This is a genomic window from Amycolatopsis eburnea (assembly GCF_003937945.1).
Taxonomy (GTDB): Bacteria; Actinomycetota; Actinomycetes; order Mycobacteriales; family Pseudonocardiaceae; genus Amycolatopsis; species Amycolatopsis eburnea.
This window is the reverse complement of sequence record NZ_RSEC01000061.1, coordinates 46,951-72,942: the sequence shown is the minus strand read 5'-3', so window position 1 is coordinate 72,942 and position 25,992 is coordinate 46,951. Positions and strand designations below refer to the sequence as shown.

The window sequence follows — 25,992 nt, the reverse complement described above, 5'->3', positions numbered from 1 at the left end:
ACCAGCCTCAGTCCGTGGCCTCGTGCAGCGGGGTCAGCTCGGCGAACGGCCGCCGGATCCGCGCTTCGGGGCCGGACAGGTCGACGTCTTCCCAGGCGACGTAGCGGGTGTGCCGGTGCAGCCACCGGATGAGGGCGACCAGCGGGGCGGGCCCGCGCTGGTCGTGGCGCTGGTAGCCGAACAGCCGCACCGGGGTCCGGCCGACGATCACTCCGCGCACCACCAGCTGCTGGATTCCGTCGCGACCGGGGGTGGCCCGGACCCGGATGTCGCGGATCGCGCCGAGGTCGCGGCCGGCGGGGTCGCGGACCGGACGGCCGATCAGCTCACCGGCTCGCACGGCCCGCTCCCGGGATCCGGTCGATGACCGTGCGGCGGAGCCAGTCCTGGGACGGGCTGTCCGTGGCGTGCGCGACGGCGTCCGTCACGACGATCGTCGGCTCGGCGCGGCGGATCGCGTTCATCGGGATGCGTTGCGGGGCTTGGGCCCGGAACCCCCGGCCGATGCGGCGCAGCAGCTTCCCCATCGGTCCGCCGATGCGGTCGGCGAGCGCTTCGGGACCGACGAGCAGGGCGTCGACGACGTAGGTGCCGTCGCCGTGCGCCCGCAGTTCGACGTCGTCGACCTTGCCGACCACGGTGCCGTCTTCGCCGACGATCTGCCGGTCGAGCACGGCGTCGGACAGGTCGATCGGGTACTGGTCGTCCCAGGGGGTCATTGGCCGGCTCCGGTGAAGATCATCAGGGGGATCGCCGCGACGGCGGCGAGGGCGATGACGACGAGCATGCCGACGCCGACGGTGTTGCTGAAGCGCCCGTTGGCGTGCTCGCCGAGGTACTCCCGGTCGTTGGCGACGATGAGCACCGGCAGGTAGGTCAGCGGCAGCGCGACCGCGGAGAAGATCAGCGAGTACTCGGTCAGGCCGACCGGGTCGATCCCGGTCTGCACCACGAGCACCCCGAGCAGCAACCCGACGCCGACCGTGACGTGGAAGCGGGCCGCGTCGCGCGGGCGGCGGCGCTTGCCCCACTCCCAGCCGAAGTACTGCGCCAGCATGTACCCCGACGACAGCCCGGTCTCCAGTGCCGCGCCGAAGGTGGCGGCGAAGATCCCGATCAGGACGACCACCAGTCCCGCGGTGCCCAGCGCGAGCGTCACCGGCAGCACGATCTGGCTGACCTGGCTGACGTCGACGCCCGCCGGGAACAGCACCACGGCGGAGCAGGCCATCACGGCGAGGGCGAGCAGGCCGCCGAGCGGGAAGCCCAGCAGCACGTTGGCGCGCTGGACCGGGAGGTCCTTGACCGTCCAGCCTTCTTCGACGCCGCCGGAGGTGAAGAAGAAGACCTCGTACGGCGTCATCGCCGACGCGAACAGCGCCACGGCGTGGTAGGCGTAGGTCGGCAGCGCCTGGTCCGGCGGCGGGCCGAACCCGGCGATCTGCGCGCCGAGCGAAGACCAGTCGGGGTGCAGGAAGAACACGGCGACGGCGAACACGGCGATGGCCAGACCGCCGAGCCCGAAAGCGGTTTCCATCCGCTCGAACCCGACCCGCCAGATCACGAGCCAGATCAGCACCCCGATCGGCAGCACCCAGATCAGCCGGTCCACTCCGGACGCGAGCTCGATGGTGAGCGCGACGCCGCCGATCTCCGCGGCCACCGTCAGCAGCGTGATGAGGAACGAGCCGGCGAGGTTGACCAGCGCCGTGCGCGGCCCCAGCCGTTCGCGGATCAGGTCGAACACCGGGCGGCCGGTCACGGCGACGATCCGGCCGGACATGTCGGCGTACACGCAGATGCCGAGCACGCCGAGCGCCGTCACCCAGACCAGCGCCATGCCGTAGCGGGCGCCGACGACCCCGCTTTCGACGAGGTCCCCGATGTCGACGAAGCCGCCGACCGCGGTGAGGATGCCGAGGGTGATGGCGAGGAACTTCTTGCTCATGCGGTCACGCCCCACCGGCCGAGCTCGGCGACGAGGCCTTGGAGCTGGGCGTCGATCCGGTCGAGCCCGTCGTCGGTCCCGTCCCCGATGCCGTCGTCCAGCTGGTGCGCGACCCCGACGGCGCGGTCGGTGATCGAGGTGAACGCCGCGCGGACCCGGTCGTCGGGCAGCTTGCCGACGTCCTTGCCCACCGAGCCGAGTTCGTCGATGGTGTCGCGGACGGTGACCGACAGGCTCGGCGACGGCGGCACGGAGCCGCGGTCGGCGGTCACGACGAGCCGCAGCAGTTCGAGCTGCCCGCGGATCTCGCGACCGGCGTGCACGGTCTCCGCCTGGGAGTCCGAGCCGCAGGCGGCGGTCACGAAGGCCGCCGCGGCGAGGACACCCAGCACCCGGCGGCGGGCTTGCCGGACATGGAGCACGTTCTTGGATACCCGCCTGGCGGCCGCTTAAACGACGCGGGGTCACAGCCCCATCGTGCGGCGCACCATCCGGTCGAGCAGGCGATCCGAGACTAGGTGGGTCAGCCGCGTCATGACCGCCGCGTCGCGGCCGACGGCGTAGCGGGTGCGCGGCTTCCGCTCGTGGATCGCCTTCGAGACGGCGGCGGCGACGACGCTCGCGTCCAGCCCGCCGGTCCCCCAGGACTCCGTGGTGGCGCGGAACGCCGTCATGAGCCCGGCGTAGCGGGTGCGCTGCTCCGGGGTCATGGCCTCGGCCAGCCGCGCCGCCGTCGCTCCCCCGCGTTCGGTCAGCCGCGTCCGGACGGCCCCCGGGACGATCACGGCGACCGAAACACCGAACGGCTCCACCTCGCGGCGCAGCGAGTCGCTGATGGCCTCCATCGCGAACTTCGCGCCGGAGTAGGCGCCGAAGCCCGGCATGGCGACCTTCCCGCCGGTGGACCCGATGTTCACGACGCGGCCCCCGCTCCGCAGGAGAGCGGGCAGGAGCGCCTGGATGACCGCCACCTGACCGAACACCGAGACGTCGAACTGGCGGCGCCATTCGGGCAGCGGCAGCGCCTCGATCGGGGCGTTCACCGCGATCCCGGCGTTGTTGACCACCGCGCGCAGCGGGCGGCGGTCGGCGCCGACCCGGTCCGCGAGCGCGGCCACCTGGCCTTCGTCGGTGATGTCGAGCAGGACCGGTTCGACGCGCCCGGCCTTCACCTCCGCGGCGGCCGCTTCGGTGCGGACGCCGGCGAGGACGTGGAAGCCGTCGGCGGCCAGGCGCCGCGCGCTCGCCCGGCCGATGCCGGTGCTCGCGCCGGTGACGACCACGAGTTCGGCCGGGGTGCTGGAGTTCGTCGCGTTCATGGGACCACCGTCCGCCGCGGCGCCCGCGCCGAACAGCCACGGCAGGTCCTGGTACCGCGAGTACCACCACGAACCGGGCACGCGGGCGCACAATGACCGCATGGACGATCTCGGCCGGGCCCTGCGGACGTGGCGCGACCGCCTCGACCCGGCGAGTGCGGGCATCCCGCACAAGGCACCCCGCCGGGCCCCGGGACTCCGCCGCGAGGAGCTGGCCGTGCTCGCCGGCATCTCGATCGAGTACGTCGTCCGGCTCGAGCAAGGACGCGCGGTGAAGCCGTCCGCGCAGGTCTGCACCGCGCTGGGGCGGGCGCTGCAGCTCTCGGACGCGGAGTTCGCGCACCTCATGCGGCTGGCCGGGCACGCGGCCGGCCCGCACCGCGTGCCCCGGCTGATCCCCGGCAGCGTCCGCCGCCTGCTGGACCGGCTCGAGACCCACCCGCTCGCCGTGTACGACGCCACCTGGCAGCTGCTGCACTGGAACCCGTTGTTCGCCGCGACCTTCGGCGACCCCACGGCGATCGGCGAAGACCACCGCAACCTGCTGCTCATGCAGTTCGAGGGCCTGCCCAGCCCGGTGCGGTTCGGCCCCGGCGAGCGGGCCGCGTTCGAGGAGTCCCTGGTGGCGGACCTGCGCGCCACGACCAGCCGCTACCCCACCGACCCCGACGTCGATGCGCTGATCGCGAGGCTGCGGCGGGCACCCCGCTTTCGGGAGCTGTGGGCGGCCGCGGCGGTCGCCGAGCACCAGAGCGGGCACAAGGTGATCGAGCACCCGGAAGCCGGCCCGGTCGAGCTGGACTCCGACGTGCTCACCACGCAGGGCTCGAACCTGCGGGTCGTGGTCTACACGCCCCGGCCGGGCACGGACGCCCGCGACAAACTGGACTTCCTGGCGGCGATCGGCACGCGGGTCCTGTCCCCCGGACGTCAGGTCCCGGCAGAGGTGCCGCGGCTTGCTCGGCGACAGCATTTCCAGCGTCCTGAATGACTCATTCAGGTCTTCGGAGGTCAGGGTCCCGGCAAAGTCGCGGCGGTTCGCCCGGCGGCGGCTTCGCCGACGTCTTGAATGAGTCATTCAGGTCTTCGGGGGTCCTGAATGACTCATTCAAGACACCGCAGGCCGCCCGGCGCCACTCGCTGCGGCCGGCGCCGGGCGGTTCAGACAGAGCGGTCGGCCCCCGGCGACTTTGCCGGGGCCCTGTCTTCGGGGGTCCTGAATGACTCATTCAAGACACCGCAAGCCCATCCGGCGCGGCTATGCCGAGCCCCTGCCCGGACCCGGCTGACCGGGTTACCGTCGGAGCATGCTGATCGAACATCGGGGACACCGGCCCGTGGTACCCGAATCGGCCTACGTCGCGCCGTCCGCGGTGCTGTGCGGCGCGGTCGTGCTCGGCGAGCGGGCCCGGGTGCTGCACGGCGCGGTGCTCACCGCGGAAGACGGCGAGATCCGCACCGGGGCGGACGTCGTGGTCATGGAACACGCGCTGGTCCGCGGCCGCGCCGGGCATCCGGTGGCGCTCGGGGACGCGGTGCTGGTCGGGCCGCACACCCACGTCAACGGCGCCACCGTCGAGGACGAGGTCTTCGTGGCGACCGGTGCGTCGCTGTTCCCGGGGTCGGTCGCCAGCGCCGGTGCCGAGTTGCGGATCAACAGCGTGCTGCACGTCAATTCGCGGCTCGCGCCCGGCGCGGTCCTCCCCATCGGCTGGATCGCCGCCGGGGATCCGGCCGAGCTGTTCTCCCCCGACCGGCACGACGAACTCTGGGAGCTGCAGGCCACTTTGGACTTCCCGGGCACCGTGTACGGCGTGCCGAGGGGGACGCCGATGCGCGAGGTCATGTCCCGGCAGGCGCGGTTCTACGGCGCCCACCGGGACGATCGGACTCTGGAGGACTGACCCGCCGGGCTCAGGGTTCGATGCCCCAGCTCAGGGTTCCGGACTGGTACGCGGTGGTCGTGGCGAGGTCGCTGAACGACGTCGCCGCGCGGAAGCTGTAGTCGTCGGACTGGGTGAAGGCGGACCAGTCGGCCTTGGCGACCCGGATCTGGACCTCGCCGGTGCCGGCGCCGGCGGCCAGGGAGCCGCCGGTGAAGCCGAGTTCGACGTAGGCGTCCGCGCCGGGGCGCGGCGAGGCGAGCTTCACGACGCGAACGGTGACGTTGGCGCAGCCGAGAACCGCGTAGTCGCACCAGATCTGGTAGCCCGGGTTGGCGGCGTCGCCGGTGAACCAGTAGCGCGCGGTGACCCCGGTCAGGGCGACGGGCGTGCTGCCCCGGTTGAGGATCTGCAGGCTGGTGCGGATCTGGTTGTCCGTCGCGCCGCCGCCACGCTGCTGCACGGCCAGCGAGCCGGTACCGGGATCCCCGCCGCCGGTCGTGGTGGTGACCGACACCGGGCCGCCGGCCGGGGACCGGTTGCCGGCCGCGTCGCGGGCGCGCACCGAGAACGTGTACGCGGTGCCGGGGGTGAGGCCGGTGACCTGGTAGCTCGTGCTCGTCGTGCTGCCCACCACCGTCCCGGCCGCGTTCAGCACGTCGTAAGCGGCTACACCGACGTCGTCGGTGGCAGCGGTCCAGCTGAGCCCGACGGTCGTGCTGCCGGCGGTCGCGGTGATCCCCGTCGGCGCGGACGGCGGCGTGGTGTCCGCTGTGGACGGTCCCGGCTCGGTTCCCCACAGCACCGCGGAACCCTGCGCGAGCACCAGCCGCGGGGCGTCCACCGGCGCGGTCCCGCTGGGCGCGAGGCCGGTGTGCGACCAGTCGTTGGCGGGATCCCAGGTTCCCGTGCTGGAGATCCGGAACTGCACTTCCTTGCGGTAGCGGGACTGCCCGCCCGGCGCGACGCCGCCGGAGCACGCCACCTCGACGTAGTACACCTGCCCGGAGAACTGGTGCACGGAAGGCGCGTCGCACTGGTTGTACGCCGAGGTGACCGAGATCTGGGCGGGCGTGGTGGCGCCGTCGAGGGTGAAGTAGTAGCGCAGCGACCCGGTGAAGGTGCGCGCCGGCCACGCCGACTTGTTGAGCACGTACGCCTTGACTTCGGTGAAGGTGCCGCCGTCGGGCTGGTTCAGCCCGCCCTGCGCCAGGATTTCCGGGCCGTCCGGGGTTTCGGCCGGCGGGAAGCTCGCCAGCGGGGCGCCGCCGTACTCGCCGTAGAGGCGGGCCAACGCGCTGGTGAAGCCGGCGTTGTAGTCGAGCGCCACCTCGTTCATCGTGTAGTTGCTGCGATCGTCGGTGTACGCGTCGTTGGCCGAAGACGGGCCGCCGACGAGTGCGCCGTACAGGACGTGCCGGCTCTGCGCCGGATTGGTGATGTTGTCGTCCCAGGAGCCGTGCGCGGTGCGGTGGTGCGGGTTGCGGGGCGGGTTGACCCCGAACCCGACCTCGAAGCTCGCGCCGCGCGGGTTGTCACCGAGCGCGTAGTCGATCTGCCGGACACCGAAGTTGTGGTACGTCGCGGCACGGGTGGGATCGCTCGCCTTCAACCAGTCCGAATAGGTCAGTGCCACGAACGCGGTGTTCGCCGCGTACCGCAACGAGCCCCACTGGTCGAGCACGGCTTGACCGCCGGGCGAATACGGCACGCGCTGGCCGTTGACGCCGGTGGTCCACCAGTCCAGCCAGCGGTTGGCGTCGGCGACGTACTCGGCGTCGCCGGTGAGCTGGGCGAGCAGGACGTAGGCGCCGTAGGACTTGTCGTCCCAGGCGAGCGTCCAGCGGTAGGACCGGGTGGTGGTCTGCGGTTCGGTGGCCAGCTTTTCGTACTCGGCGCGGGCCTTGGTCAGGTAAGTCGCGTCGCCGGTGGCCTTGTAGAGCCAGATCGCGCCCCACACCAGCTCGTCCTGGTAGCCGCTCCAGGACTTGTAGAAGTTCTGCGCGTCGGTGATGCAGTTCGAGTACGCGCCGCGGTGGTTGTCGGCGAACGAGTACAGCTGCTTGGCGTGGGTGAGCAGGGCGGCCGCGTAGGTGGGGTCGTCGGCCTTGAACACCAGCGAGCTCGCGGCCAGCTGCGCGGCGCCTTCGCCGGCGAGGTCGGAGCCGGGGCAGGAGTCGTCGACGCGGTAGGCGGGCCGCGCCATGGTCATCGCCTCGGCCGGGCCCCACCACTTGTGGTCGTCGTCGCCCTTGCCGACCTGGCCGTAGAGCACGTCGGGCTGCGGGTGCGCCTTGACCAGCCAGTCGTCGCCCCAGCGCAGGTTCGAAAGCAGGTACCGCCACTGGCCGGAACCCTGGTAGGCGGCGCGGTTCTCCAGCGCGCCCCAGGCGAGCATGGTCATGCTGAACTCGAACGGCAGGCCGAACTTGACGTGGTCGCCCGCGTCGTAGAACCCGCCGGTGAGGTCCACGCCGACGTCCTTGCCGTCGGCGAGGGCGGACGGGCCCCGCCAGGACACGCGGTTGTCCGCGGGCAGCGCGCCGGAGCGCTGGGCGTCGTAGAACCAGACGGCCTTCTGCAGGGCCTCGCCGTAGTTGAACTTCCCGGCCGCGGCGGGGCTCGCGGACACCGCCGGAGCCACCACCATCGAGCCCAGTACGAGCAGTGCCACGACCGCTCGGGACATCGCGTTCGCCAGTGAACCGCGCACTCCGCCTCCTCGTCGATGGGAGCGCTTCCAGAGCGGAAGGGTAAGGAGCCGGATCCACGGTGTAAAGCACTCGGGCCCGCGCTGACCGGTTCGGCGGCACCCCGGTACGCCAACCGCCGCAGCCGCCCCGGTTCGACGGGCCGGGTGAGCGGCTCTTCCCCGCGGGCGTTTCCCCGGCTAAAGTCCTCGTCGCCTGGGAGCGCTCCCATTCGTGAACCGGTGGTGCCATGCCACCTGGCCGTCCGAAGGAGAAGTGCATGCGAAGCAGGGCAGTGGCAGCCGGCGCACTCGCCGCGCTGGTCACGACCGGCGTCCTCACCACGCTCACGTGGGGTGACGCGCACGCCGCCGAATCGGCGTTCTACGTCGACCCGAACACCAACGCGGCGAAGTGGGTCGCGGCGAACCCCGGCGACTCGCGGACCGCGGTCATCCGCGACCGCGTCGCCGCGGTGCCGCAGGCGCGGTGGTTCACCACCACGAACACCTCGACCGTGCGCGGCGAAGTGGACTCCTACGTCGGCGCGGCGGCCGCCGCCGGGAAGATCCCGATCATGGTCGTCTACGACATCCCGAACCGCGACTGCGGCGGGGCGAGCGGCGGCGGCGCGCCGTCCCACGACGCGTACCGCGCGTGGATCGACCAGGTCTCGGCGGGCCTGGCGGGCCGTCCCGCGGCCATCGTGCTCGAACCCGACGTGCTCGCGCTCATGACGAACTGCCAGAGCGGCGACCAGCAAAGCCAGACCACGGCGTCGATCGCCTACGCGGGCAAGAAGCTCAAGGCCGGCTCGAGCCAGGCCAAGGTGTACTTCGACATCGGGCACTCCGCGTGGCTGTCCCCGGGCGACGCCGCCGCGCGGCTGCGCGCCGCCGACATCTCGAACAGCGCCGACGGCATCTCCACCAACGTGTCCAACTACCGCGCGACGTCCGACGAGGTGTCCTACGACAAGGCGATCCTCGGCCAGCTCGGCGACTCGCGGCTGAAGGGCGTGATCGACACCAGCCGCAACGGCAACGGCCCGCAGGGCAGCGAGTGGTGCGACCCGGGCGGGCGCGCGATCGGCAAGGCGAGCACCGACCAGACCGGTGACGGCCAGATCGCCGCGTTCCTCTGGGTCAAGCCGCCGGGCGAGGCGGACGGCTGCATCGCCGCCGCCGGCCAGTTCGTGCCGCAGCGGGCCTACGACCTCGCCATCGCGGCCGGCCCGGTGCAGACCACGACCCCCGGCACCAGCACCACCCCGACGACCCCGACCACGCCGACGACGCCGACCACCACGACCCCGCAGCCGTCCGGCACCTGCCACGTCACGCACCGGGTGGTCAGCGCCTGGACGGGCGGCTACACCGGCGAAATCGTCATCGAGAACCGCGGCGCGGCGGTCAGCACCTGGACGCTCACCTTCACCGCGCCCGGCGTCACCGTCAACCAGGGCTGGAACGGCACCTGGACCGACACCGGCGACGTCGTCAAGGTCGACAACGCGGCGTGGAACGGCAGCCTCGCCACGGGCGCGACCGCGACGATCGGGTACAACGCCGGCTACAGCGGCAGCACGCCACCCTTCCAGTCACCCACGCTGAACGGTGTCGCCTGCTGAGGCCGAGGGGAAGAGGATCGGGCTGAGCAGGTAGGGCACCCGGCCGGGCCCCGGCCCGTCGGTAGCGAAGTCGCGCAGGACGGCGACCATCCGGCGGGCCAGCTCGGCGCGTTCGCCCGGGCTGAGCCAGAGCACGCCCTGCCGGTAGGACACCCCGTCCGCGACCGGGTCGGCACCGTCGCGGTCGAGGTAGGCGTTGAACTCGGCGATCAGCACCGCCGCGGCGACCGCGAACCCGCGGCGGTGCTCGTCCGGCCCCATCTCCGCGGCCTCGTCGGCGCCGATCACCGGCCGGTCCTGCCGCAGCCGGTACCGGCGCTCCACGGCTCCCCGCACCCGGCGCTCGCCCGCCACCTCCAGGAACCCGCCCTCGACGAGCAGGGCGATCTGCCGGTACACGGTCACCTTCGCGACGTCGGGCAGGCGGGCGCACACCTGCGCGGTGGTGAGCTCTCCCCCGCCGGACAGGGCGTGCACGATGCGCAGGCGAACGGGGTGCAGGAGCAGGTCGACGGTGTCCACGACCCCACTATTTCACATGAGATACCATTCTCATCATTGAAAACGTAGGTCGTGGAGGAGCCATGCGAACTGCCCACGGGCGGCAGGTGCCCACCGCCGGTCGAACCGTCTACGTCGAGGAATCCGGCCGGGGACCGGACTGGGTGGTCTTCGAGGCGGGTGGCGGCTGCGGCCGGACGTGCTGGGACCCGGTGCTGCCGGAGCTGGCCGGCACGGCCCGGTCGGTGACCTACGACCGGGCCGGACGCGCGCTCAGCGGACGCACGAGCGAGCAGGTCGGCGTGGACGACCTGGCGGCCGACCTGGTCGCGCTGACCGAGGCCGTCGTCCCGGGCGGGTTCGTGCTCGTCGCGCACAGCATGGGCGGGCTGGTCGCCCGGCGCGCGGCCGAGCGCCTGGGGTCCCGGCTGCGCGGGCTGCTGCTGGTCGATCCCCTGCCGGAAACCTCGCCGGTGTACGACACCTGGGACCGGACCACCGCGAAGGTCGACCGCGTGCTGGCCGTGTCGCAGACCCTCAGCCGCGCCCGCCCGCTGGCGCGGTTGCTCAGCGGCAACGTCCGGCGCCTGTTCTCCCCCGACACCTACCAGGCCATGCTCACCGAGGACTTCACCCCCGCCGGGATCGCGCAGACCCGGCGGGAAATGCGGGCGGTGGCCGCGGCCATCCCGCGGTTCCGCGCCCGGCCGCCCCGGCTCCCGGACTGCCCGACGATCGTGCTGTCCGCCGCCCACGCCGCCAAGGGCCGGGAACGCCAGCACGCCGCCACCCGCGAGCACCAGCGCCGGTACGCGGACAGCCTGCCCGACGGGCACCACGAGGAAGTCGCCTCGGCGCACTTCATCCAGGCCGAGCAACCCCAGCTGGTGGCCACCCGGATCCGGCAGCTCCTCCACCCGGCCGGCTGACCGGGTGCCGCGGCGCGGCAGGCTCACCGCGCCGCGGCTGGCGGGGCTACGACGAGAACGACCAGAGCTGGCAGGTGTTGTTGAGCCACATCCACATCTGCGTCTTCGTGCCGTTCGCGGTGCCGCAGTTCTGGTCGTCGAGGACCATGCCGCTGTTCTCCACCACCAGTTCGTAGCGGCCGTTCCCGGCCGGGATCACCGCCCACTGCTGGCACTTGTTGCCGAGCGGCTGCCACAGGTTCGTGGCGGTGCCGAGTGCCACGCCGCAGTTGACCGCGTCCAGCACCGTGCCCGCGTTGACGTTGGTGATGGTCCACTTGTTGGCGCCGACGCTGGTGAAGCGCCACTGCTGGCAGGCGTTGTTCAGGTTGGCCCACAGCTGGACCGCGGTCCCGTTCGCGGTGCCGCAGTTGGCCGCGTCGAGCACCTTGCCCGCGGCCAGGTTCGTCAGGCGGTAGCTGGCGCCGTTGACCGGGAACGTGACGCTCTTGGTGTAGCCGACCGAAACGATGTTGGCCTGCACCGAGTTCTCCGTGGCGTCGGAGGGGTAGCCCGAGGTCATCACGCCTTCGAAGAACGAGCCGACCGAGCCGTTGCTGTTGTCACCGCCGATGCCGAGGATGATGGCGCCCTGCTTCGTCATCGGCTGGTACCCGCCCTGCGTCGGCAGGGATCCGTTCCAGCGGGTCGTGAGGCCGCCGGACTGGGCGTTGCCGTCCTTGATCGCGTACGTCGAGGTGCCGTTGTTCTTGGTCACCGCCGTGACGAACGCGCTGCCGCGGCCGGTGTTCGCGGTGTTCGAACCGTTGCCGCCGGCGAAGAGACCGTTTTCCAGGTCGGCCATGACCTTCGGGGCCGAGCCGCTGCACGGGGAGAACCAGCACAGGGTGCCGAAGTAGATGGCGTCCATGTCCCCGTTGCCGGTGTCGTTGTTGTTCGTTTCGGCGTTGCCGTAGTCGAAGCAGCAGCGGTCGTTGAAGTGCGTGCCCTCGGTGACCATGTACATGCCCTCGGGGGCGCTGCCGGTGGCGATGCCGTTGGTGTTGTTGTTGCGGTAGCCGTTGCCGGCCGAGATGTAGACGCCGTACACCTTGTGGCCGCCCGCGGTCACCGGCAGGGCCGCGGCGTTCGCGCCCTGGTCGGCGGTCGGGTTGGCGCCGCCGCCGGGTGCGATGGTCAGGTCGTTGTGGCGCGCGGTCTGGTCGTAGATCCGCACGATCGTGCAGTACGTGCCCGAGCAGAACGAGTCCTGCGCGGCGGCGTTCGCGTAACCGCCGGCACTGAGCACGCCGATGTTGGCGGTGGCGCCGTCGGACCAGCGGCGTACCTGGTAGAGCGACCCGCCGTAGGAGCCGAACAACGCGCGGGTGGTGCTGTGCGCGGCCACGCAGGGGGTACCACCGGACGCGTAGATGTCACACGGCCCGGTGCCGGCGGCGGTCGCCGTACCCGTCGTGACCGTCAGCGCCGCGCCGGTGAGCAACGCGGCCGCCGCGACCGCGAGCACCTTTCGCCAGCGGTGCCGGAAAACCTGGAACCTCGTGGCTGTCTCGACCGAAGAGCTCATGCGTCGCCTCCTTGCGAGCAGAACTGGGGAGCACAGACAGCACGATAACGACGACGGACAGTGCCAACAAGGACTTTTTGTTATCGCTAACAGCCGATGTTCAGCCAAGTGCCCGGGCGATCTCGGTTGAACACCACCGTGGAACTGGGCGGATTCGAACCCGGCACCCGTCGAAACAGCAAGCGGATCCGGCGAAAGTGTTAACGTGAACACCTTCGTGACACCTCTGGCCGCAGGGTCCCGGCAAAGTCGCGGCGGCTTGCCCGGCGGCGGCTTCGCCGACGTCTTGAATGACTCATTCAGGTCTTCGGAGGTCCTGAATGACTCATTCAAGACACCGCAGGGCCGCCCGGCGACTTTGCCGGAGCCCTGCCTCAGGCCGGCCGCTGGTTCGCGCGGCCGGCCTGAGGCGCTCGGGTCACCAGGGACGGTCGACGGCTCCGCCCGCGAGGGTGAAGGTGATGTAGCCGCCCTGGAAGTCGCTGCGGTACACCCCGTTCACCACGTACTCGTCCGACGTCGGGTAGCGCAGGTACGACCGCTCCCACCCGAGCGCCGCCCAGCGCTTGCGGATCTCGCCCTTCACCGCGTGCGCGCCGGTCGCCACCGTGTAGTAGATCGAGTGGCCGAGGCTGAAGTGGTTGTACCGGCCGATCCGGTCCGGTGTCACGCTTTCGTCGGTCGTCGGGTAGCCGAGCCCGCGTTCGTAGCCCAGTGCGGCCCACTTCTTGCGGATCTCCCCGAAGATCGCGTGCGCGCCGGTGGCGTTCGTGTAGTAGATCGAACCGACGTTGCCGCCCTTGATGAAGTGGTTGTAGCGGCCGACACCATCCGGCGTGCCGGATTCGTCGGTGGTCGGGTAGCCCAGGCCGCGCTCGTAGTCCAGCGCCGCCCACTTCTTCCGGATCTCACCGTAGAGCGCATGCGCGCCCGTCGCGGCCGTGTAGTAGATCGAGCCCACGTTCCCGTTGTTGACGAAGTGGTTGTACTGCCCGGCACCGTCCGGAGTGGACGTCGTGTCGGTCGTCGGCGGGCCGAGCTTGGCGTGCCCGCCGAAGGCGAGGTACTTGGCCAGCACCGGACCGGTGAGGAACTTGGTGCCGCCCACCGCGCTCCAGTACAGGCGTCCGTTGGCGTAGGCCCGGTAGTGGACTCCCCCGTCGGTGACTTCGGGTCCTGCCGGTGCCCCGAGCTTCGCCTGCAGCGCCGGGTCGGCGGTGTAGCGCTGGTCGATCGGCGTGGCGTAGTTCGCCGTCAGCGTCATGTCCGTTGTGCCCACCGTGACGACCCAGGTGGCGCTCGCCGGGCCGCCTTGCCAGCCGGTGAACTTCGAGACGCCGTCGATCGCCAGCGCGGCGGCTTCGACGTCGAACGTGGCGCCCTCGGCGACCATCGCCGTGCTGACGCCGCCCTCGACCGGGATGCCCAGCGCCGCCGGTTGCGTGCTGACCAAGGTGATCCGGTGCTCGCGCGGCCAGGCCACGTAGGTCTTCGACGCGGTCACCCCGGCGCTGTCGGTCACCGTAGCGGTGAACTCCATTCGCGAGTCCGGGTGCTCGGTGAACGGCGCCGCGAAGCTCGCCCCGGTCCCGCCCGCCCCGGGGTGCGAGTGGCACGTCGCCTCGCTCGGGCAGTGCCGCACCGTGGTGGTCCACGTGATCGGCAAGGCGCCGTCCTCGGCGTCGGCCGCGGTGGCGCTCAGCGAAACCTGCTGGTTGACCGCGAACGTCGCCGTGTCCCCCGGCGTGGTCAAGGTGATCTCCGGGGTGTGGTTGCCGGGCGCGACCGCGATGGTGGTCGTCCCCGTCGCCCCGAGCGGGTCCCGGACCGTCAGCCTGGCGGTGAACGCCTCGGTGCCCGCGGCGTAGGCGTGCGACACCGCCGGCCCCGCGTCGAGGACGGTGGTCCCGTCCCCGAAGTCCCAGTCGTACTTCAGCGTGTCGTTGTCGTAGTCCACCGACGCCGAACCGTCGAAGGCGACCGTCCGGGTGGCCGGGTCGGTGGTCGACGACGCGTTCGCCACCGGCGCCGTGTTGCCCGCCGAATAGCTCAGCCGGCGCAGGTTGCCGGACAGGATGTCGGCGTAGACGATGTCGCCGTTCGGCGCCGCCGCGAACTTCACCGGACCACCGATGTCGGTGAACACCGGCGGGTTCTCCGGGGCCTGCGTGAGCCGGCCCTGGTCGTCGTACTTCATCGTCCAGATCTTGTGCGTCACGTAGTCGCCGAAGAAGTACGAACCACGGTAGGCCGCCGGGTAGCTCGATCCGTTGTAGACGATCCCGCCGCTGACGCTGTTGCCCTGCATCACGCCGTTGCCGTGCTGGTACTCGAACACCGGCGGCTGGTTCGCCACGCCGGCGCATTCCGCGAGACCGCTGTAACCCGGCGTCGGGTGGTTGCCCTCCCAGCACGGCCACCCCTGGTTCGCGCCGCGCTGCACGACGTCGACCTCCTCCCACGCGGTCCAGCCGACGTCACCGGCGACCGGCAGGCCCAGGCTCGGGTCGATGCTGAACCGGAACGGGTTGCGGAAGCCGCGCGCGAACACCTTGCTCGCCGTCGAACCCGGGTTCGCCGCGTCGAAGTACGGGTTGGTCGCCACACCCTTGCCGTCCGCGGCCAGGTGGAAGATCTTGCCGTAGGGCTGGTTGACGTCCAGCGCCCGCAGCGCGCCCGGATCCATCTTGGTGAAGTCGCCACTGTCCCCAATGGACAGCCACAGCGTCCCGTCGGTCGCCGCGACCACCTCGTCGATGCCGTGGACGTTGAAGATGCCCGGCACCTCGAACAACGACTGCTCGCCGCCCAGGCCGGTCGGCGCGCCCGCCGCGTCCACGGTGACCGTGAACCGCGCCAGCCGCATCACGAAACCGCTGGTCTGGTTGATCGACCGCGTCAGGTAGATCGCGTGCGACGTCGCGTAATCCGGCGCCACGGCCAGCCCGACCAGCCCGAGGTCCTCATTGGTCCGGACCGGCAGCTTCGTCAGCAACCTTCCCGCCGACCCGTCCGCCGGTAACCAACGCACACTGCCGCTCTTTCCGGTAACCAGCACCGAGTTGTCCGGCAGGTACGCGAAGTCGGTAAGCGGTTCCTGTCCCAGCCCGGCGCTGGTGTCCCGCAGCACGAACCCCGGTGGCAGCGCGGTCGCCGCCTCCGCCGTCGCGACGGGCAGGAGTGCGCCGGTCAGTACCGCCGCCACCAGGGCGTACCGGAGGGTGCGAAGCTTGCTCAAGACCATATCGGGTCCCCTTCCCAACGGTCCTCTATCGCCTGATCAGGGCCTCCGGTTGCACCTGGGCGCGCATGTTGTCCGTTTCGTGACCGGCCACCCGGCGGCGGCGGACCGGGGCCGGCGTCGGGTGGGTGATGCTCCACGCCGCGCTCCGGGAGATCAGTTCCTTCACGCGGGCGGCCGCCCGGCTGGTGACCGCGGACGGCTTGGGCCGGTCGTCCGGGGTCACCCACTGCACGACCGCGTCGCGGCGGCCGAGGCTGATGCACTGGGCGGTGTAGCCGATCTTGTTCGGCGGGACTTCGCGGCCGGTCAGCCGGGCGGCGATGACGTCGGCCGCCAGGCGGGCCGAGGGAACGCCCGAGGCGCACGACATCCGCAGCGGCGCGCCGTTCGCGCCCGGGGCGAGCGCGGCGTCGCCGACCGCGTAGACGTCGGGGTGCGAAACCGACCGCAGGGTCTCGTCGACGACGACCTGTCCCGTCTCGGCGACCGTCAGCGTCGTGGCCGCGGCGATGGGGTGGACGGCGAAGCCGGCCGTCCAGACCGTGACCCGGGCCGGGATTTCGCGGCCGTCCGCGGTGCTCGCGGCGGCCGGGCCGACGCCCACGACGTCGGTGTGCTCGTGCACGACGATGCCGAGCCGAGCGAAAGCCGCGCGCAGGTGCCGCCGGGCCTTCTCGCTCAGCCAGGCACCGAGTTCGCCGCGGACGGCGAACGAGACGGCGAGGTCCGGCCGGGCTTCGGCGATCTCCGTGACGGCTTCGATCCCCGTGAGGCCACCGCCGACGACGAGCACGGTCTCCCCCGCGCCGAGTTCTGCCAGGCGCGCCCGCAGCCGCAGCGCGGACTGCTTGCCCGCGAGGTGGTGCGCGTGCTCGGCGACGCCGGGCACCCCGCTGCCGGCGATGGTGCTGCCGAGGGCGTAGACGAGCGTGTCGTAGGCGATCTCGCCGTCCCCGTCGACGCTGACGGTCTTGCGCTCGGCATCGACGGCGGTGACTTTGCCGATGCGCACCCGCACGCCGGTGCCCGCGAAGACCTCGGTCAGCGGGCGGGGCTTGAGGTCCTGGCCGCTCGCGAGCTGGTGCAGGCGGATGCGCTCGACGAATTCGGGGTCGGCGTTGACGACGGTGATCTCGGTGTCGGCGGGGTGCAGCCGCTTGGCCAGGCGCCCGGCGGCGTTGGCTCCGGCGTACCCGGCCCCGAGGACGACGATGCGGTGCTTCATGGTTCCACTCCTGTCCGGTTCGGTGTTCGCCGCCTGAACCGGATGGCGGCGCGAAACCTGACAGGTACCGGGTGTGACCTGAGTCACCAGTCGCCGGCGAGCGGCTCCCCCTGCGTGGATTCCGCCCACCGGCGCGCCGCGCGGCCGAGCTTGCCGGGGTTCGCCTGCGCGTGGACCGCCGCGATGCCGCCGTCGGTGACGTCCAGCGCGAAGACGCCGGCGATCCGGTCGCCGACCACCATGACCAGCGCGGGCACGCCGTTGGCGACCGCGGCGAACAGCTCGGGGCGGCCGCCGATCATCGCCCACTTGGCGTCGGCGGGCTTGAACAGCGTGCGCAGGAACCTCGCCACCCGCAGGGCACCGGTGATCGGCTCCGGCACCGAGAAGACCACGCCGCCGCCGTCGCCGATCGCGACCGCGTCGTCGGTCAGCAGCCGCACCAGCGAGTCGGTCTTGCCGCTGAGCGCGGCCGCGAGGAACTCCTCGACGACCTTGCGGGCCGCGGCCGCGTCGACCGCCGGCCGGCGCCGCCCGGTGGCCAGGTGCTGCTTGGCGCGCCGGTAGACCTGCTGGCAGTTGGCCTCGGTGAGGTCGAGCACCTCGGCGATTTCGCCGTGGGCGTAACCGAACGCCTCGCGCAGCACGTACACGGCGCGCTCCTGCGGCGTGAGCCGTTCCATCAGCGTGAGCACCGCGATCGAGACGGACTCGCGCTGCTCGGCGGTTTCCGACGGGCCGAGCATCCGGTCGCCGGCGAAGACCGGCTCGGGCAGCCACTGGCCGACGTAGGTCTCGCGCCGGGCCCGCGCCGAGGTGAGCCGGTTCAGGCAGAGGTTGGTGAGCACCTTCGTCAGCCACGCCTCGGGCGTCTCGATGTGCTCCCGGTCCGCGGCCTGCCAGCGCAGGAACGTGTCCTGCACCGCGTCCTCGGCGTCGGCCGCGGACCCCAGCAGCCGGTACGCGATGGCCTCCAGCCGCGGCCGGGCCGCTTCGAACACCTCGACCTCGTGCGCACCCACCAGCATGGCGTCCATCCAACCACCGCGCGCCGCTCTAGATTGGACGGCATGAGCTCGACCGCCGAGAAGGCCACCCTCCTGCAAGAGCTGCACGCCGCACCCGAACTGCTGCTCGTCGTCAACGTCTGGGACGCGATCACCGCGAAGGTCGTCGCCGAGACGCCGGGCACCCGGGCCCTCGCGACCCCCAGCCACGGCATCGCCGCCTCGCGCGGCTACCCGGACGGCGAGCGGATCCCGCGCGACGAGATGATCGCCGAGGTCGCCCTGATCGTGCGGACCGCGGGCGACCTGCCGGTGACGGCCGACCTCGAAGCGGGCTACGGCGACCCGGGCGGCACCGTGGCGAGGGCCATCGAGGTGGGCGCGGTCGGCGCCAACCTCGAGGACCAGATGAAGCCGCTCGCCGAAGCCGTGAAGGCCGTCGAAGCCGCCGTCGCGGCCGCGGAGTCGGCCGGCGTCGACTTCGTGCTCAACGCCCGCACCGACGCCTTCCTCAAGACCGACCCGGAGACGGCGATGGCCGAGGCCCTCACCCGCGGCCGCGCCTACCTCGACGCGGGCGCGTCCAACTTCTTCGTGCCCGGCAAGCTGGACGAGGACCAGGTGGCGCGCCTCGTCGGCGAACTCGGCGAGCGCAAGGTCAACCTCATCGGCATCCCCGGGTCGATCCCGCTGGCCCGCGCGCAGGAACTCGGCGTCTCGCGCGTGTCCTACGGGCCGTGGAGCCAGAACGTGGCGCTCACGGCGCTGGCGAAGCTCGCCGAAGACGTCTACGCCGGCGGCGGGCTGCCCGCGGACACGCGCAAGCTCAACTGACCCGTGGCCGGTCCACGACGGCGGTGACCTCGGCTTCGACCAGGATCTCCGGGTCGAACAGGATCTCGACGCCGATCAGCGCCGCCGGCGGCGTCGCCGTGATGTCCAGTTCCTTCATCGCCCGCTCGACACCCGCGCGGAAGTCGTCGTACTGCTCGCGCCGCCAGCCGGCGGCGTACCAGGTGACGCGCACGACGTCGGCGAACGTGGCACCGGCGGCGGCCAGCGATTTGGCGACATTGCGGTAGACCTGGACGACCTGCCCCGCGAGGTCGCCGGGCGCGACCAGCGCGCCGTTCTCGTCCCACGCGACCTGACCGGCGAGGTGGACCTGCGTCCCGCCGGTGGCGACGGCGACGTGGTGGTAGTCGGGGACCACCACGTGGCCGTCCGGGTTGATCAGCGAAACCGGCATTCCGTGCACTCCTTTTAGTTCAACCTTGAAGTGATTTCAGTCTGCCTTGACTTCAAGGGTGAAGTCAAGGCGAGGCGGTAGAGTGACGCGGTGCCCTCGATCACCAGCCCGGATCCCGGCGACGAGCCGCGGTGGCTCGACGCCTCGGAGAAGGAAGCCTGGACCGGCCTGATCTCCCTGGCCCTCCTGATGCCCGGCCGGCTCGAGGCGCCGTTGCAGCAGGCCGCGGGCGTGACGCTGTTCGAGTACATGACGCTCAGCCAGATCTCGGAGGCCCCGGACCGCCGGATCCGGATGAGCGAACTCGCCTACCTGACCAACGGCTCGCTCTCGCGGCTGTCCAATGTGGTCAAACGACTGGAGAACCGCGGCTGGGTCACCCGCTCCCCCGACCCGGCCGACGGCCGTTACACCCTTGCCGCGCTGACCTCGGCCGGCCATGAAGTCGTCGTCACCGCCGCGCCGGTCCACGTGCGTTCGGTCCGGGAGCTGGTGCTCGACCCGCTTTCGAAGACCGACCGGCAGGCCCTGGCCCGTATCGCGGCGAAGCTCCGCACCCGGCCGGCCGACTACGGCGAGCCGGGCTGACCGCCGACCTGCGGTGCAGCCGCAGGCAGTCGCCAGGGCCCCGGCGGGCGCCGGTCAGCGCGGCTCGAGTGGCGGAGCCGAAGCGAAAACCTCGTCGAAGCGATCACCGGCGTCCGCCGGGAGCGGACCGTCGAACTCGATGCCGACCTGGCCGGCGAGGTCGCGGGCGTGCAGGCGGACGGCGGCCTCGACCAAACGCGCGTAGCCGTCGGTGGCGGTCCGCGTGCGCGTCCGGGCCGTGATCGCGAGCAGCACCGCGATCACCGCGGCGGGCCACCACCAGGAGCTCAGGGACAGGTAGAGCACCGCCCACGCACCGAGTTCGCTCGCCCGCGTCATGCCGGTGCGGGCGGCGGTGATCTCGGCGCGCTCCTGCTCCGGCAGGACCAGCCACAGGTGCGGCCAGAGCAGCGCGATGTCGAGCCGGTGGTCGCGCAGCAGCCGCACGGACACGCCGTGGATCCGGTCGCCGCTCCACGTGGGCCGGTCCGGGCGTTCCGCCGCGACGGCGTCCCGGACGCGGAGCGCGGCCAGCCGGGTGCGCGGATCCACCTCGCGCTGCAACGCTTTCGCCCGCGCGGCTTCGGCCCACAGGGCGCCGTACGCGCGGTGGGCTTCGTCCCAGCGCCGCCGCCGCGCCCGGATCCGGCGCGCCACGAGCGCCCGCGCCGGCCGGGGCCACGACGCCCAGCCGTCGGCGAGCACCAGCCGTTCGAGCCCCGCGCCGAGCAGCCGGACGATCAGCCCCAGCCCGACCGAAAGCACGAGCACGGCCACCACCAGGACGATCTGGCCGCCGACGGTGCCCGCCGCCGGGTCACGGGCCCACGCGGCGACCTGCCGGACCAGCCGGGGGACGTCGAGCGCGTGCGCCTGGCCGAGGGCGGCCGCGGTGGCCGCGGCCGCGAGGAAGAGCGCGCCCGGCAACGCGAGCAGGCCGAGCCACCGGGCCGCGAGGTCCTTGCCGAGCTGGCCGCCGAACCCGCCGAGGAGTCCCGTCACGGCGAAAGCGTCGCACGGCGAAGGGGCGTGTCGTCGACCGCGCAGACGGCGGCGCCGGCGCGATCCGGCCACGCGTAGCGGGCGCACGGGTTTTCCGCGCGCGGGCACAGCAGCACGGTCTCGCGCGGGTGGTCGCGCCGGATCCCGGCGAGCGACGTCATGGCGGCGTCCCGCGTGCGCCCGAAGACCCCGGCCGCGTCCTGGGCCCGGCGCAGCGCGCGGTGCAGGGCTGCCAGCGGCCCGGCGACGTCGGTTCCGGCGCGCAATGCGGTGAAAACCTCGTCGAGCCGGGCGGTTCCGCCCGCTGGACCGCGTTCGAGCGTTTCGCGAATTCCGGTGGCGTTTTCGCAGACATAGGCGACGGCGTCCGCGATCTGCTCCGCCGATTCGGTGCCGCGTTCCACTGGCCTCCCCCGGGAATGGTGCGGCCACTATACACTCGATCACAGCGCGTTCGAGGGGGGATTTCGGTGGGACGTCGCGACGACCTCGTCGTTCTGCTCGGCGATTTCGTGGCGCGGATCCGGCAGTCCGGCGACCATTCCCAGGCGTTCACGCCGTCGGTCGTCGCGGTGGCCGCGGATCTGGAAAACAGCCGCCGGGAACAGGACGTCGAAGCCGGTTATGTGCTGGGCTGGCTGCACTGGCTCCAGGCGCAGGTCCTGCTCGGCGCCGACCGCGAAAACGCCCTTCGCGCGGCAATGCACCTGCTCAGCCCGGCGGCGACGATGCTCGGCGAGATCGACTTCCCCGAGCCCCTCCGGCCTGCGCTCGCGGAAGCGGCGCAGGGCCCGCTGATCGCCGCGCTCCAGGAGGCGGCGCGCACCGGGGACCTCGCTCTGCTCGACGACGTGATTTCCGGTTACCGGCACACCATCGACGCGACCCCGCCCGACGACCCCGGCCTCGCGCGACGGCTGTCCTTCTTCGGTGCGGCCCTCTTCACGCGGTTCCAGCTGACCGGCGACCGGGCCGACGTCGACCAGGCGGTGGTGCCGGCCCGCCGCGCCGTGGAACTGGGCGCCGCGGACGAAGACTTCGACAAGTACCTCTCGAACCTCAGTGGTTTCCTCACGACCCGCTACCAGCAGACCAGCGACCCGGCCGACCTCGACGAGTCCATCGCGGCCGGGCGGCGGGCGGTCGCCGCGGCCGGGAGCCACGGCCGGGTCACCGAGCAGCTGACGAACCTCGGCGGCGCGCTGCTGACCCGCTTCGAACTCGCGGGCGCGCCGGCCGATCTGGCCGAGGCCGTCGCCGTCACCCGGCGCGCGGCCGCGGCACCCGGCGGAGCCGCGCGCGACCGGCCGTCCGTGCTGAACAACCTCGCGCGGGCGCTGTACCAGAGCTTCGGCCACGGCGGTCCGGCGTCGGACCTCGACGAAGCCGTGGCCGCCGCGCGCCTCGCCGTCCGGGACGGGGCCGGCCAGCCCCAGGAGAGCAAGTTCCTGTCCACCCTCGCGGATGCGCTGCGCAGCCGGTTCGAGCGGACCGGCGCCGCGCCGGACCTGGACGAGGCCATCGCGGCCGGGCGGCGGCTCGTCGCCGTCCGGGGCGGCGGGCGGTTCCGCGATCTGACCGGGCTCACCACGGACCTGCTGGTCCGCTTCGACCGGGGCCGCGCACCCGCCGATCTGGACGAAGCCGCGGCCATCGCGCGCCAGGCGGTCCAGGTGGCCCCGCCGGACCTCCGGCTCAACGCGCTTCGCCTGCTCGACCAGCTGGCGTCGGCGCGGTTCGAGGTCTCCGGCGCACCGGCCGACGAGGACGAGGTGATCGCGACCCGGCGGGCGATCGCCGCGGCGACGACGTCCGGCGAGCCCGGGCGCGGCGCGGACCTGACCGGCCTCGGGTTCGCCCTGCTGAACCGCTTCCGGGCCCGGCCCGACCCGCGCGACCTGGACGAGGCGGTGGACGTCCTGCGGTCCGCCGTGCCGGCCGCGGCGCCCGGTGTCGAGCGGCTCGCCTGCCAGTCCGACCTCTGCGTCGCGCTGTTCGCGCGCTACCAGGCCCGCGACGCGCGCGGCGACCTGGACGAAGCCGCGGGCATCGCGCGCGCCGTGTCCCAGGCGGACGCGCCGGCCGGGGTATTGCTCAACTTCGCCCACCTGCTCGACGTGCGCGCGCGGACGGCCGGGGTCCTCGAAGACCTCGACCTGGCCGTCGACCTCGTGCGCCAGTCCGTAGCGGCGGCGGAAAGCGGGCGGCCGCCGGTGGAGCGGCCGCACGGCTACCTCCGGTTGCGCGCCGACGGCGTCTTCGACGACGGCGCGGACCACCGCGAACCGACGCTCGCCGAGGTGCTGCGCCTGCACGGCGCGTACCTGCGGCGGCGGTTCGCCTGGACGAACGTGCTGGCCGACGTGGACGAAGCGATCGAGGTGGCGCGCCGGCTGGTCGCGGTGCCCGGCGACGAAGCCGAGCACGCGCGTGCCCTCGCGACGCTGAGCTTCACGCTCAAGTCCCGGTGGCTCGAGGCCCGCCGGGAGCCGGACCTCGACGAGGCCGTGGCGACCGGACGGCGCGCGCTCGCCGGCGACCCCGGGGACCTCCGCCTGGTCGTCGCGCTGAGCGACACGCTGAAGCACCGGTTCGACCACCACCGCGCCGGCCACGACCTCGACGAAGCGATCGAACTCGGCCGCCGCGCCGCCGTCGACCGGGACCCGGATGCGTTCGGCAACCTCTCGGCGTTGCTGCACGCCCGCTTCGACCGGGACCGCGACCCCGCCGACCTCGACGAGGCGATCGAACTCGGCCGCCGCGCGGTCGAGTTCGGGCGGGACGACGCGTTCGACCAGCCGGCCCGGCTGTTCAGCTTGGCCCGCACGCTGTCCGCGCGGATCGGGACCGGCCGCCGGGCCGGCACCGGGCCCGGCGTCGAGGCCGACCGGGCCGAGGCGCTCGACCTCGTCACGACGGTGGCCGGCCACCCGGCGGCGGCGCCGCGGCTGCGGGTCGAAGGCGCGAAGCTGGGCGCCTGGCTCGCGGTCGAACGGCGGTCGCCCGGCGACGAGGATCTGGTGCTGGGCGCCCGTTTGCTGGAAACCGCGGTCCACCTGCTGCCGGAACTGGCACCGCACCGGATGGCGCGCCCGCAGCAGCAGGGCGCGATCGAGACGGCGGCGGGGCTCGCCGACGACGCCGCCACGCTGGCCCTGCTGGCCCCGGACCGGCCCGAAGACCAGCGTGCCGAGCGCGCGTTGGCGTTGCTGGAAGCCGGTCGCGCGATCCTGCTGGGCCGGGTGCTGGACACCCGCGGCGACCTGACCGCGTTGCGCCGGGCCGAGCCCGAGCTGGCCGAGCGCTTCGCCGCGCTGCGCGAACTCCTCGACCGCGAGCCCGCGCCGGACGACCCGCGGCCGGACCGCGTCGGCGTGGCCACCGCGCTGACCGCGACGCTCCGCGAAATCCGGCGGACACCGGGCTTCGCCGGCTTCGCGTTGCCCCCGGCCGCCGAGGAGCTGCGCGCCGAGGCCGCCCACGGCCCGATCGTCACGCTCACCGTGGCCACCGGCGGCACGGCGCTCCTGCTCACCGGGGCCGGCACCACCGCGCTACCGCTGCCGCGGCTGACCGTGGCCGCCGTGATCGACCAGGTCAACGCCTTCCACGTGGCCCTGCGCGAAGCGGCCGATCCGGCCGCCGATCGCGTGGCCGCCCAGCAGGACCTGCTCGACGTGCTCGCGTGGCTGTGGGACGCCGTCGCCGGCCCGGTCCTGGACGCGCTCGGCTACCGCGAAACCCCCGCGGACGGCGCGCCGTGGCCGCGGCTGTGGTGGGCGCCGGGCGGGTACCTGAGCCTGCTGCCGCTGCACGCCGCGGGACACCACGGCACCGGGCCGGCCGTGCTGGACCGCGTCGTGTCCTCCTACACCCCCACCGTCCGGAGCCTGCGCCACGCGCGCGACCGCCGCCGCGCCGCCCCGGGGCCGCCGGGCCGCGCGCTGGTCGTCGCCATGCCGGTCACGCCGGGCCTGCCCGACCTGCGCCACGTCGGCGCGGAAACCGAGCTGCTGCGCGAACTCCTGCCCGGCGCGGACGTCCTGACCGCACCGGACCGGGCCCGCGTGCTCGCGGAGCTGCCGACGCACGCCATCGCGCACTTCGCCTGCCACGGCACGTACGACGTCGGAAACCCGGCGAAGAGCCGGCTGCTGCTGCGCGACGCTCCGCTGACCGCGGGCGCCCTGAACGCCGTCGGCCTCCAGGGCGTCCACCTGGCCTACCTGTCCGCCTGCCACACCGCGATGAACCCGGCCGAGGGCCTGCTCGACGAGGCGCTGCACCTGGCGGGCGCCCTCCAGGCGGCCGGGTTCCCCCAGGTCGTCGGCACGCTGTGGGAGCTCGACGACGAAGCGGCGGTCGAGGTCGCCGAGGGCTTCTACCGCGGGTTGCGGACGGCCGGGGCGATCGATCCGGGCGCGGCCGCGCGTTCGCTGCACCACGCCGTCCGCGCGCTGCGCGCGGAATACCCCCGCACGCCGTCACTCTGGGCGTCGCACCTGCACTTCGGCGCGTAAGTCACGCCGTCCCCAGGACGATCCGCCGCAGCGAGGGCAGGTACCGCACGAACGGATCGCGCCGGAAGGTCAACGGGCCCGGCCGCAGGAGCGTGGCGCCGAAGGCCGGGGTGTCCGGCCGGATCCCGTGCGCGTCCGGCGGCGTGCCGTCGCCGGGGTCGTCGGGCGTGACGTACACCGGCCCGCGCACCCGCGCCGCGGCGGCGCTGTCGACGCCCGCCCCGGCGCAGCCGAGCAGGACCAGCGCGTCCGCGGCGAGCCCGTGCTCGCGCCCGGTCAGCCCGGCGACGAGACCGCCGTAGCCGAGCCCGACCACCACGACCCTGGCCGCTTTCTTGTAGCGCCCGAAGTTCTCCGCCGTGACCGGCAGGCCGGCCAGGAAACTCGCCAGCCGGCCGGTCGCCGCGGCCGCGTACGCCGGGTCACGGGCTTGCCAGGAGTCCTGCGGTGCCACGTAGTCGGCCCAGCCGACCACGGAGAAGTCGTCCCCCTCGAACCTGCTGATCAGTGTGTCCACGAGGTCGAACAACGGGTCCGCGTTGTGCATGCCGGATCCGGCGCCGGGGATGACGACCACGACGTACCGCGCGTCGTCCGGGTTGTTCCGGGCGATGATGAGCCGCCCTTCGTCGGGATCGAAGCCCAGCAACATCGCGCGGCCGTCGCTCGTCATGGGACCAGTATGGC

At 72.7% G+C, this 25,992-nt stretch carries 22 protein-coding genes; 7 read left to right on the top strand and 15 right to left on the bottom strand.

Annotation, left to right across the window (positions count from 1 at the left end; translation table 11 throughout):
- Positions 1-7: 7 nt before the first annotated feature.
- The 5 genes from EIY87_RS39620 to EIY87_RS39600 are packed head-to-tail and all read right to left on the bottom strand — an operon-like array spanning position 8 to position 3,348.
- Positions 8-340, bottom strand: coding sequence for a hypothetical protein (locus EIY87_RS39620; protein ID WP_125315113.1), 333 nt, complete (start codon positions 338-340; stop codon positions 8-10).
- Entirely contained in the window at positions 327-719 is a 393-nt protein-coding gene (locus tag EIY87_RS39615; RefSeq protein ID WP_125315112.1) for a hypothetical protein, read from the bottom strand. The genes EIY87_RS39620 and EIY87_RS39615 overlap by 14 nt, the downstream gene beginning before the upstream one ends.
- On the bottom strand, positions 716-1,948 hold the full coding sequence (locus EIY87_RS39610) for an NRAMP family divalent metal transporter (RefSeq protein ID WP_125315111.1): 1,233 nt from the start codon (positions 1,946-1,948) through the stop codon (positions 716-718). The genes EIY87_RS39615 and EIY87_RS39610 overlap by 4 nt, the downstream gene beginning before the upstream one ends.
- Complete coding sequence (locus EIY87_RS39605; protein ID WP_225440342.1) at positions 1,945-2,370, bottom strand: hypothetical protein; 426 nt, start codon at positions 2,368-2,370, stop codon at positions 1,945-1,947. Before EIY87_RS39605 ends, EIY87_RS39610 begins: the two co-directional genes overlap by 4 nt.
- A 42-nt stretch (positions 2,371-2,412) precedes the next feature.
- Positions 2,413-3,348 (bottom strand): SDR family oxidoreductase, encoded by a 936-nt coding sequence (locus tag EIY87_RS39600; protein ID WP_225440341.1) that lies wholly within the window; start codon positions 3,346-3,348, stop codon positions 2,413-2,415.
- A 19-nt stretch (positions 3,349-3,367) separates the two neighbouring features.
- Here EIY87_RS39600 and EIY87_RS39595 point away from each other — a divergent pair, with 19 nt between their 5' ends.
- The gene (locus tag EIY87_RS39595) at positions 3,368-4,258 is read left to right on the top strand and encodes a helix-turn-helix transcriptional regulator (RefSeq protein WP_125315110.1); all 891 of its coding nucleotides are present in this window, start codon (positions 3,368-3,370) and stop codon (positions 4,256-4,258) included.
- A gap of 316 nt (positions 4,259-4,574) precedes the next feature.
- A complete protein-coding gene (locus EIY87_RS39590) occupies positions 4,575-5,171 on the top strand; it encodes a gamma carbonic anhydrase family protein (RefSeq protein ID WP_125315109.1) in 597 nt (198 codons plus the stop codon).
- 10 nt (positions 5,172-5,181) lie between these two features.
- On the opposite strand, the gene EIY87_RS39585 is transcribed toward EIY87_RS39590, so the two are convergent.
- Positions 5,182-7,863, bottom strand: coding sequence for a glycoside hydrolase family 9 protein (locus EIY87_RS39585; RefSeq protein ID WP_225440340.1), 2,682 nt, complete (start codon positions 7,861-7,863; stop codon positions 5,182-5,184).
- 272 nt (positions 7,864-8,135) lie between these two features.
- Here EIY87_RS39585 and EIY87_RS39580 point away from each other — a divergent pair, with 272 nt between their 5' ends.
- Positions 8,136-9,470 carry a glycoside hydrolase family 6 protein gene (locus tag EIY87_RS39580; protein ID WP_125315559.1) on the top strand — a complete coding sequence of 445 codons (1,335 nt, stop codon included), beginning with the start codon at positions 8,136-8,138 and terminating at the stop codon, positions 9,468-9,470.
- On the opposite strand, the gene EIY87_RS39575 is transcribed toward EIY87_RS39580, so the two are convergent.
- Complete coding sequence (locus EIY87_RS39575) at positions 9,441-9,992, bottom strand: helix-turn-helix domain-containing protein (protein WP_125315108.1); 552 nt, start codon at positions 9,990-9,992, stop codon at positions 9,441-9,443. The genes EIY87_RS39580 and EIY87_RS39575 overlap by 30 nt on opposite strands.
- A 62-nt stretch (positions 9,993-10,054) precedes the next feature.
- Between EIY87_RS39575 and EIY87_RS39570 the strand changes: the two genes are divergently transcribed.
- Positions 10,055-10,900, top strand: a complete 846-nt coding sequence (locus EIY87_RS39570) for an alpha/beta fold hydrolase (RefSeq protein WP_125315107.1) — start codon at positions 10,055-10,057, stop codon at positions 10,898-10,900.
- A gap of 46 nt (positions 10,901-10,946) precedes the next feature.
- On the opposite strand, the gene EIY87_RS39565 is transcribed toward EIY87_RS39570, so the two are convergent.
- The 4 genes from EIY87_RS39565 to EIY87_RS39550 form a co-directional block, all read right to left on the bottom strand.
- Positions 10,947-12,467, bottom strand: a complete 1,521-nt coding sequence (locus EIY87_RS39565; protein WP_125315106.1) for an arabinofuranosidase catalytic domain-containing protein — start codon at positions 12,465-12,467, stop codon at positions 10,947-10,949.
- Between the two features lie 418 nt (positions 12,468-12,885).
- Positions 12,886-15,711 (bottom strand): PQQ-dependent sugar dehydrogenase, encoded by a 2,826-nt coding sequence (locus tag EIY87_RS39560; protein WP_125315105.1) that lies wholly within the window; start codon positions 15,709-15,711, stop codon positions 12,886-12,888.
- Between the two features lie 25 nt (positions 15,712-15,736).
- Entirely contained in the window at positions 15,737-16,936 is a 1,200-nt protein-coding gene (locus EIY87_RS39555; protein ID WP_125315104.1) for an NAD(P)/FAD-dependent oxidoreductase, read from the bottom strand.
- Positions 16,937-17,019: 83 nt separating this feature from the next.
- Complete coding sequence (locus EIY87_RS39550; RefSeq protein WP_125315558.1) at positions 17,020-17,964, bottom strand: RNA polymerase sigma-70 factor; 945 nt, start codon at positions 17,962-17,964, stop codon at positions 17,020-17,022.
- A 42-nt stretch (positions 17,965-18,006) separates the two neighbouring features.
- Between EIY87_RS39550 and EIY87_RS39545 the strand changes: the two genes are divergently transcribed.
- Positions 18,007-18,777, top strand: coding sequence for an isocitrate lyase/PEP mutase family protein (locus tag EIY87_RS39545; protein ID WP_125315103.1), 771 nt, complete (start codon positions 18,007-18,009; stop codon positions 18,775-18,777).
- On the opposite strand, the gene EIY87_RS39540 is transcribed toward EIY87_RS39545, so the two are convergent.
- Positions 18,770-19,192, bottom strand: a complete 423-nt coding sequence (locus tag EIY87_RS39540) for a RidA family protein (protein WP_125315102.1) — start codon at positions 19,190-19,192, stop codon at positions 18,770-18,772. The two genes, EIY87_RS39545 and EIY87_RS39540, sit on opposite strands and share 8 nt — an antisense overlap.
- Before the next feature lie 99 nt (positions 19,193-19,291).
- On the opposite strand from EIY87_RS39540, the gene EIY87_RS39535 reads away from it, so the two are divergent.
- Complete coding sequence (locus tag EIY87_RS39535) at positions 19,292-19,780, top strand: MarR family winged helix-turn-helix transcriptional regulator (RefSeq protein WP_125315557.1); 489 nt, start codon at positions 19,292-19,294, stop codon at positions 19,778-19,780.
- Positions 19,781-19,834: 54 nt separating this feature from the next.
- Here EIY87_RS39535 and EIY87_RS39530 read toward each other — a convergent pair whose 3' ends face one another.
- Together EIY87_RS39530 and EIY87_RS39525 are read right to left on the bottom strand one after the other, a co-directional pair.
- Complete coding sequence (locus EIY87_RS39530; protein WP_125315101.1) at positions 19,835-20,782, bottom strand: hypothetical protein; 948 nt, start codon at positions 20,780-20,782, stop codon at positions 19,835-19,837.
- Positions 20,779-21,186: a hypothetical protein gene (locus tag EIY87_RS39525; protein WP_125315100.1), complete on the bottom strand. Its 408-nt coding sequence runs from the start codon at positions 21,184-21,186 to the stop codon at positions 20,779-20,781. Before EIY87_RS39525 ends, EIY87_RS39530 begins: the two co-directional genes overlap by 4 nt.
- 66 nt (positions 21,187-21,252) lie before the next feature.
- Here EIY87_RS39525 and EIY87_RS39520 point away from each other — a divergent pair, with 66 nt between their 5' ends.
- Positions 21,253-25,305, top strand: coding sequence for a CHAT domain-containing protein (locus EIY87_RS39520; RefSeq protein ID WP_125315099.1), 4,053 nt, complete (start codon positions 21,253-21,255; stop codon positions 25,303-25,305).
- 1 nt (position 25,306) lies between these two features.
- On the opposite strand, the gene EIY87_RS39515 is transcribed toward EIY87_RS39520, so the two are convergent.
- On the bottom strand, positions 25,307-25,978 hold the full coding sequence (locus tag EIY87_RS39515; RefSeq protein WP_125315098.1) for an alpha/beta hydrolase: 672 nt from the start codon (positions 25,976-25,978) through the stop codon (positions 25,307-25,309).
- Positions 25,979-25,992: the final 14 nt, after the last annotated feature.

What these genes read in the sequence shown, in the direction of transcription:
- EIY87_RS39565 (WP_125315106.1), bottom strand. Translation starts at nt 12,467, where the DNA reads ATGAGCTCTTCGGTCGAGACAGCCACGAGGTTCCAGGTTTTCCGGCAC.
- EIY87_RS39590 (WP_125315109.1), top strand. Translation starts at nt 4,575, where the DNA reads ATGCTGATCGAACATCGGGGACACCGGCCCGTGGTACCCGAATCGGCC.
- EIY87_RS39555 (WP_125315104.1), bottom strand. Translation starts at nt 16,936, where the DNA reads ATGAAGCACCGCATCGTCGTCCTCGGGGCCGGGTACGCCGGAGCCAAC.
- EIY87_RS39570 (WP_125315107.1), top strand. Translation starts at nt 10,055, where the DNA reads ATGCGAACTGCCCACGGGCGGCAGGTGCCCACCGCCGGTCGAACCGTC.
- EIY87_RS39560 (WP_125315105.1), bottom strand. Translation starts at nt 15,711, where the DNA reads ATGGTCTTGAGCAAGCTTCGCACCCTCCGGTACGCCCTGGTGGCGGCG.
- EIY87_RS39515 (WP_125315098.1), bottom strand. Translation starts at nt 25,978, where the DNA reads ATGACGAGCGACGGCCGCGCGATGTTGCTGGGCTTCGATCCCGACGAA.
- EIY87_RS39545 (WP_125315103.1), top strand. Translation starts at nt 18,007, where the DNA reads ATGAGCTCGACCGCCGAGAAGGCCACCCTCCTGCAAGAGCTGCACGCC.
- EIY87_RS39550 (WP_125315558.1), bottom strand. Translation starts at nt 17,964, where the DNA reads ATGCTGGTGGGTGCGCACGAGGTCGAGGTGTTCGAAGCGGCCCGGCCG.
- EIY87_RS39615 (WP_125315112.1), bottom strand. Translation starts at nt 719, where the DNA reads ATGACCCCCTGGGACGACCAGTACCCGATCGACCTGTCCGACGCCGTG.
- EIY87_RS39595 (WP_125315110.1), top strand. Translation starts at nt 3,368, where the DNA reads ATGGACGATCTCGGCCGGGCCCTGCGGACGTGGCGCGACCGCCTCGAC.
- EIY87_RS39540 (WP_125315102.1), bottom strand. Translation starts at nt 19,192, where the DNA reads ATGCCGGTTTCGCTGATCAACCCGGACGGCCACGTGGTGGTCCCCGAC.
- EIY87_RS39610 (WP_125315111.1), bottom strand. Translation starts at nt 1,948, where the DNA reads ATGAGCAAGAAGTTCCTCGCCATCACCCTCGGCATCCTCACCGCGGTC.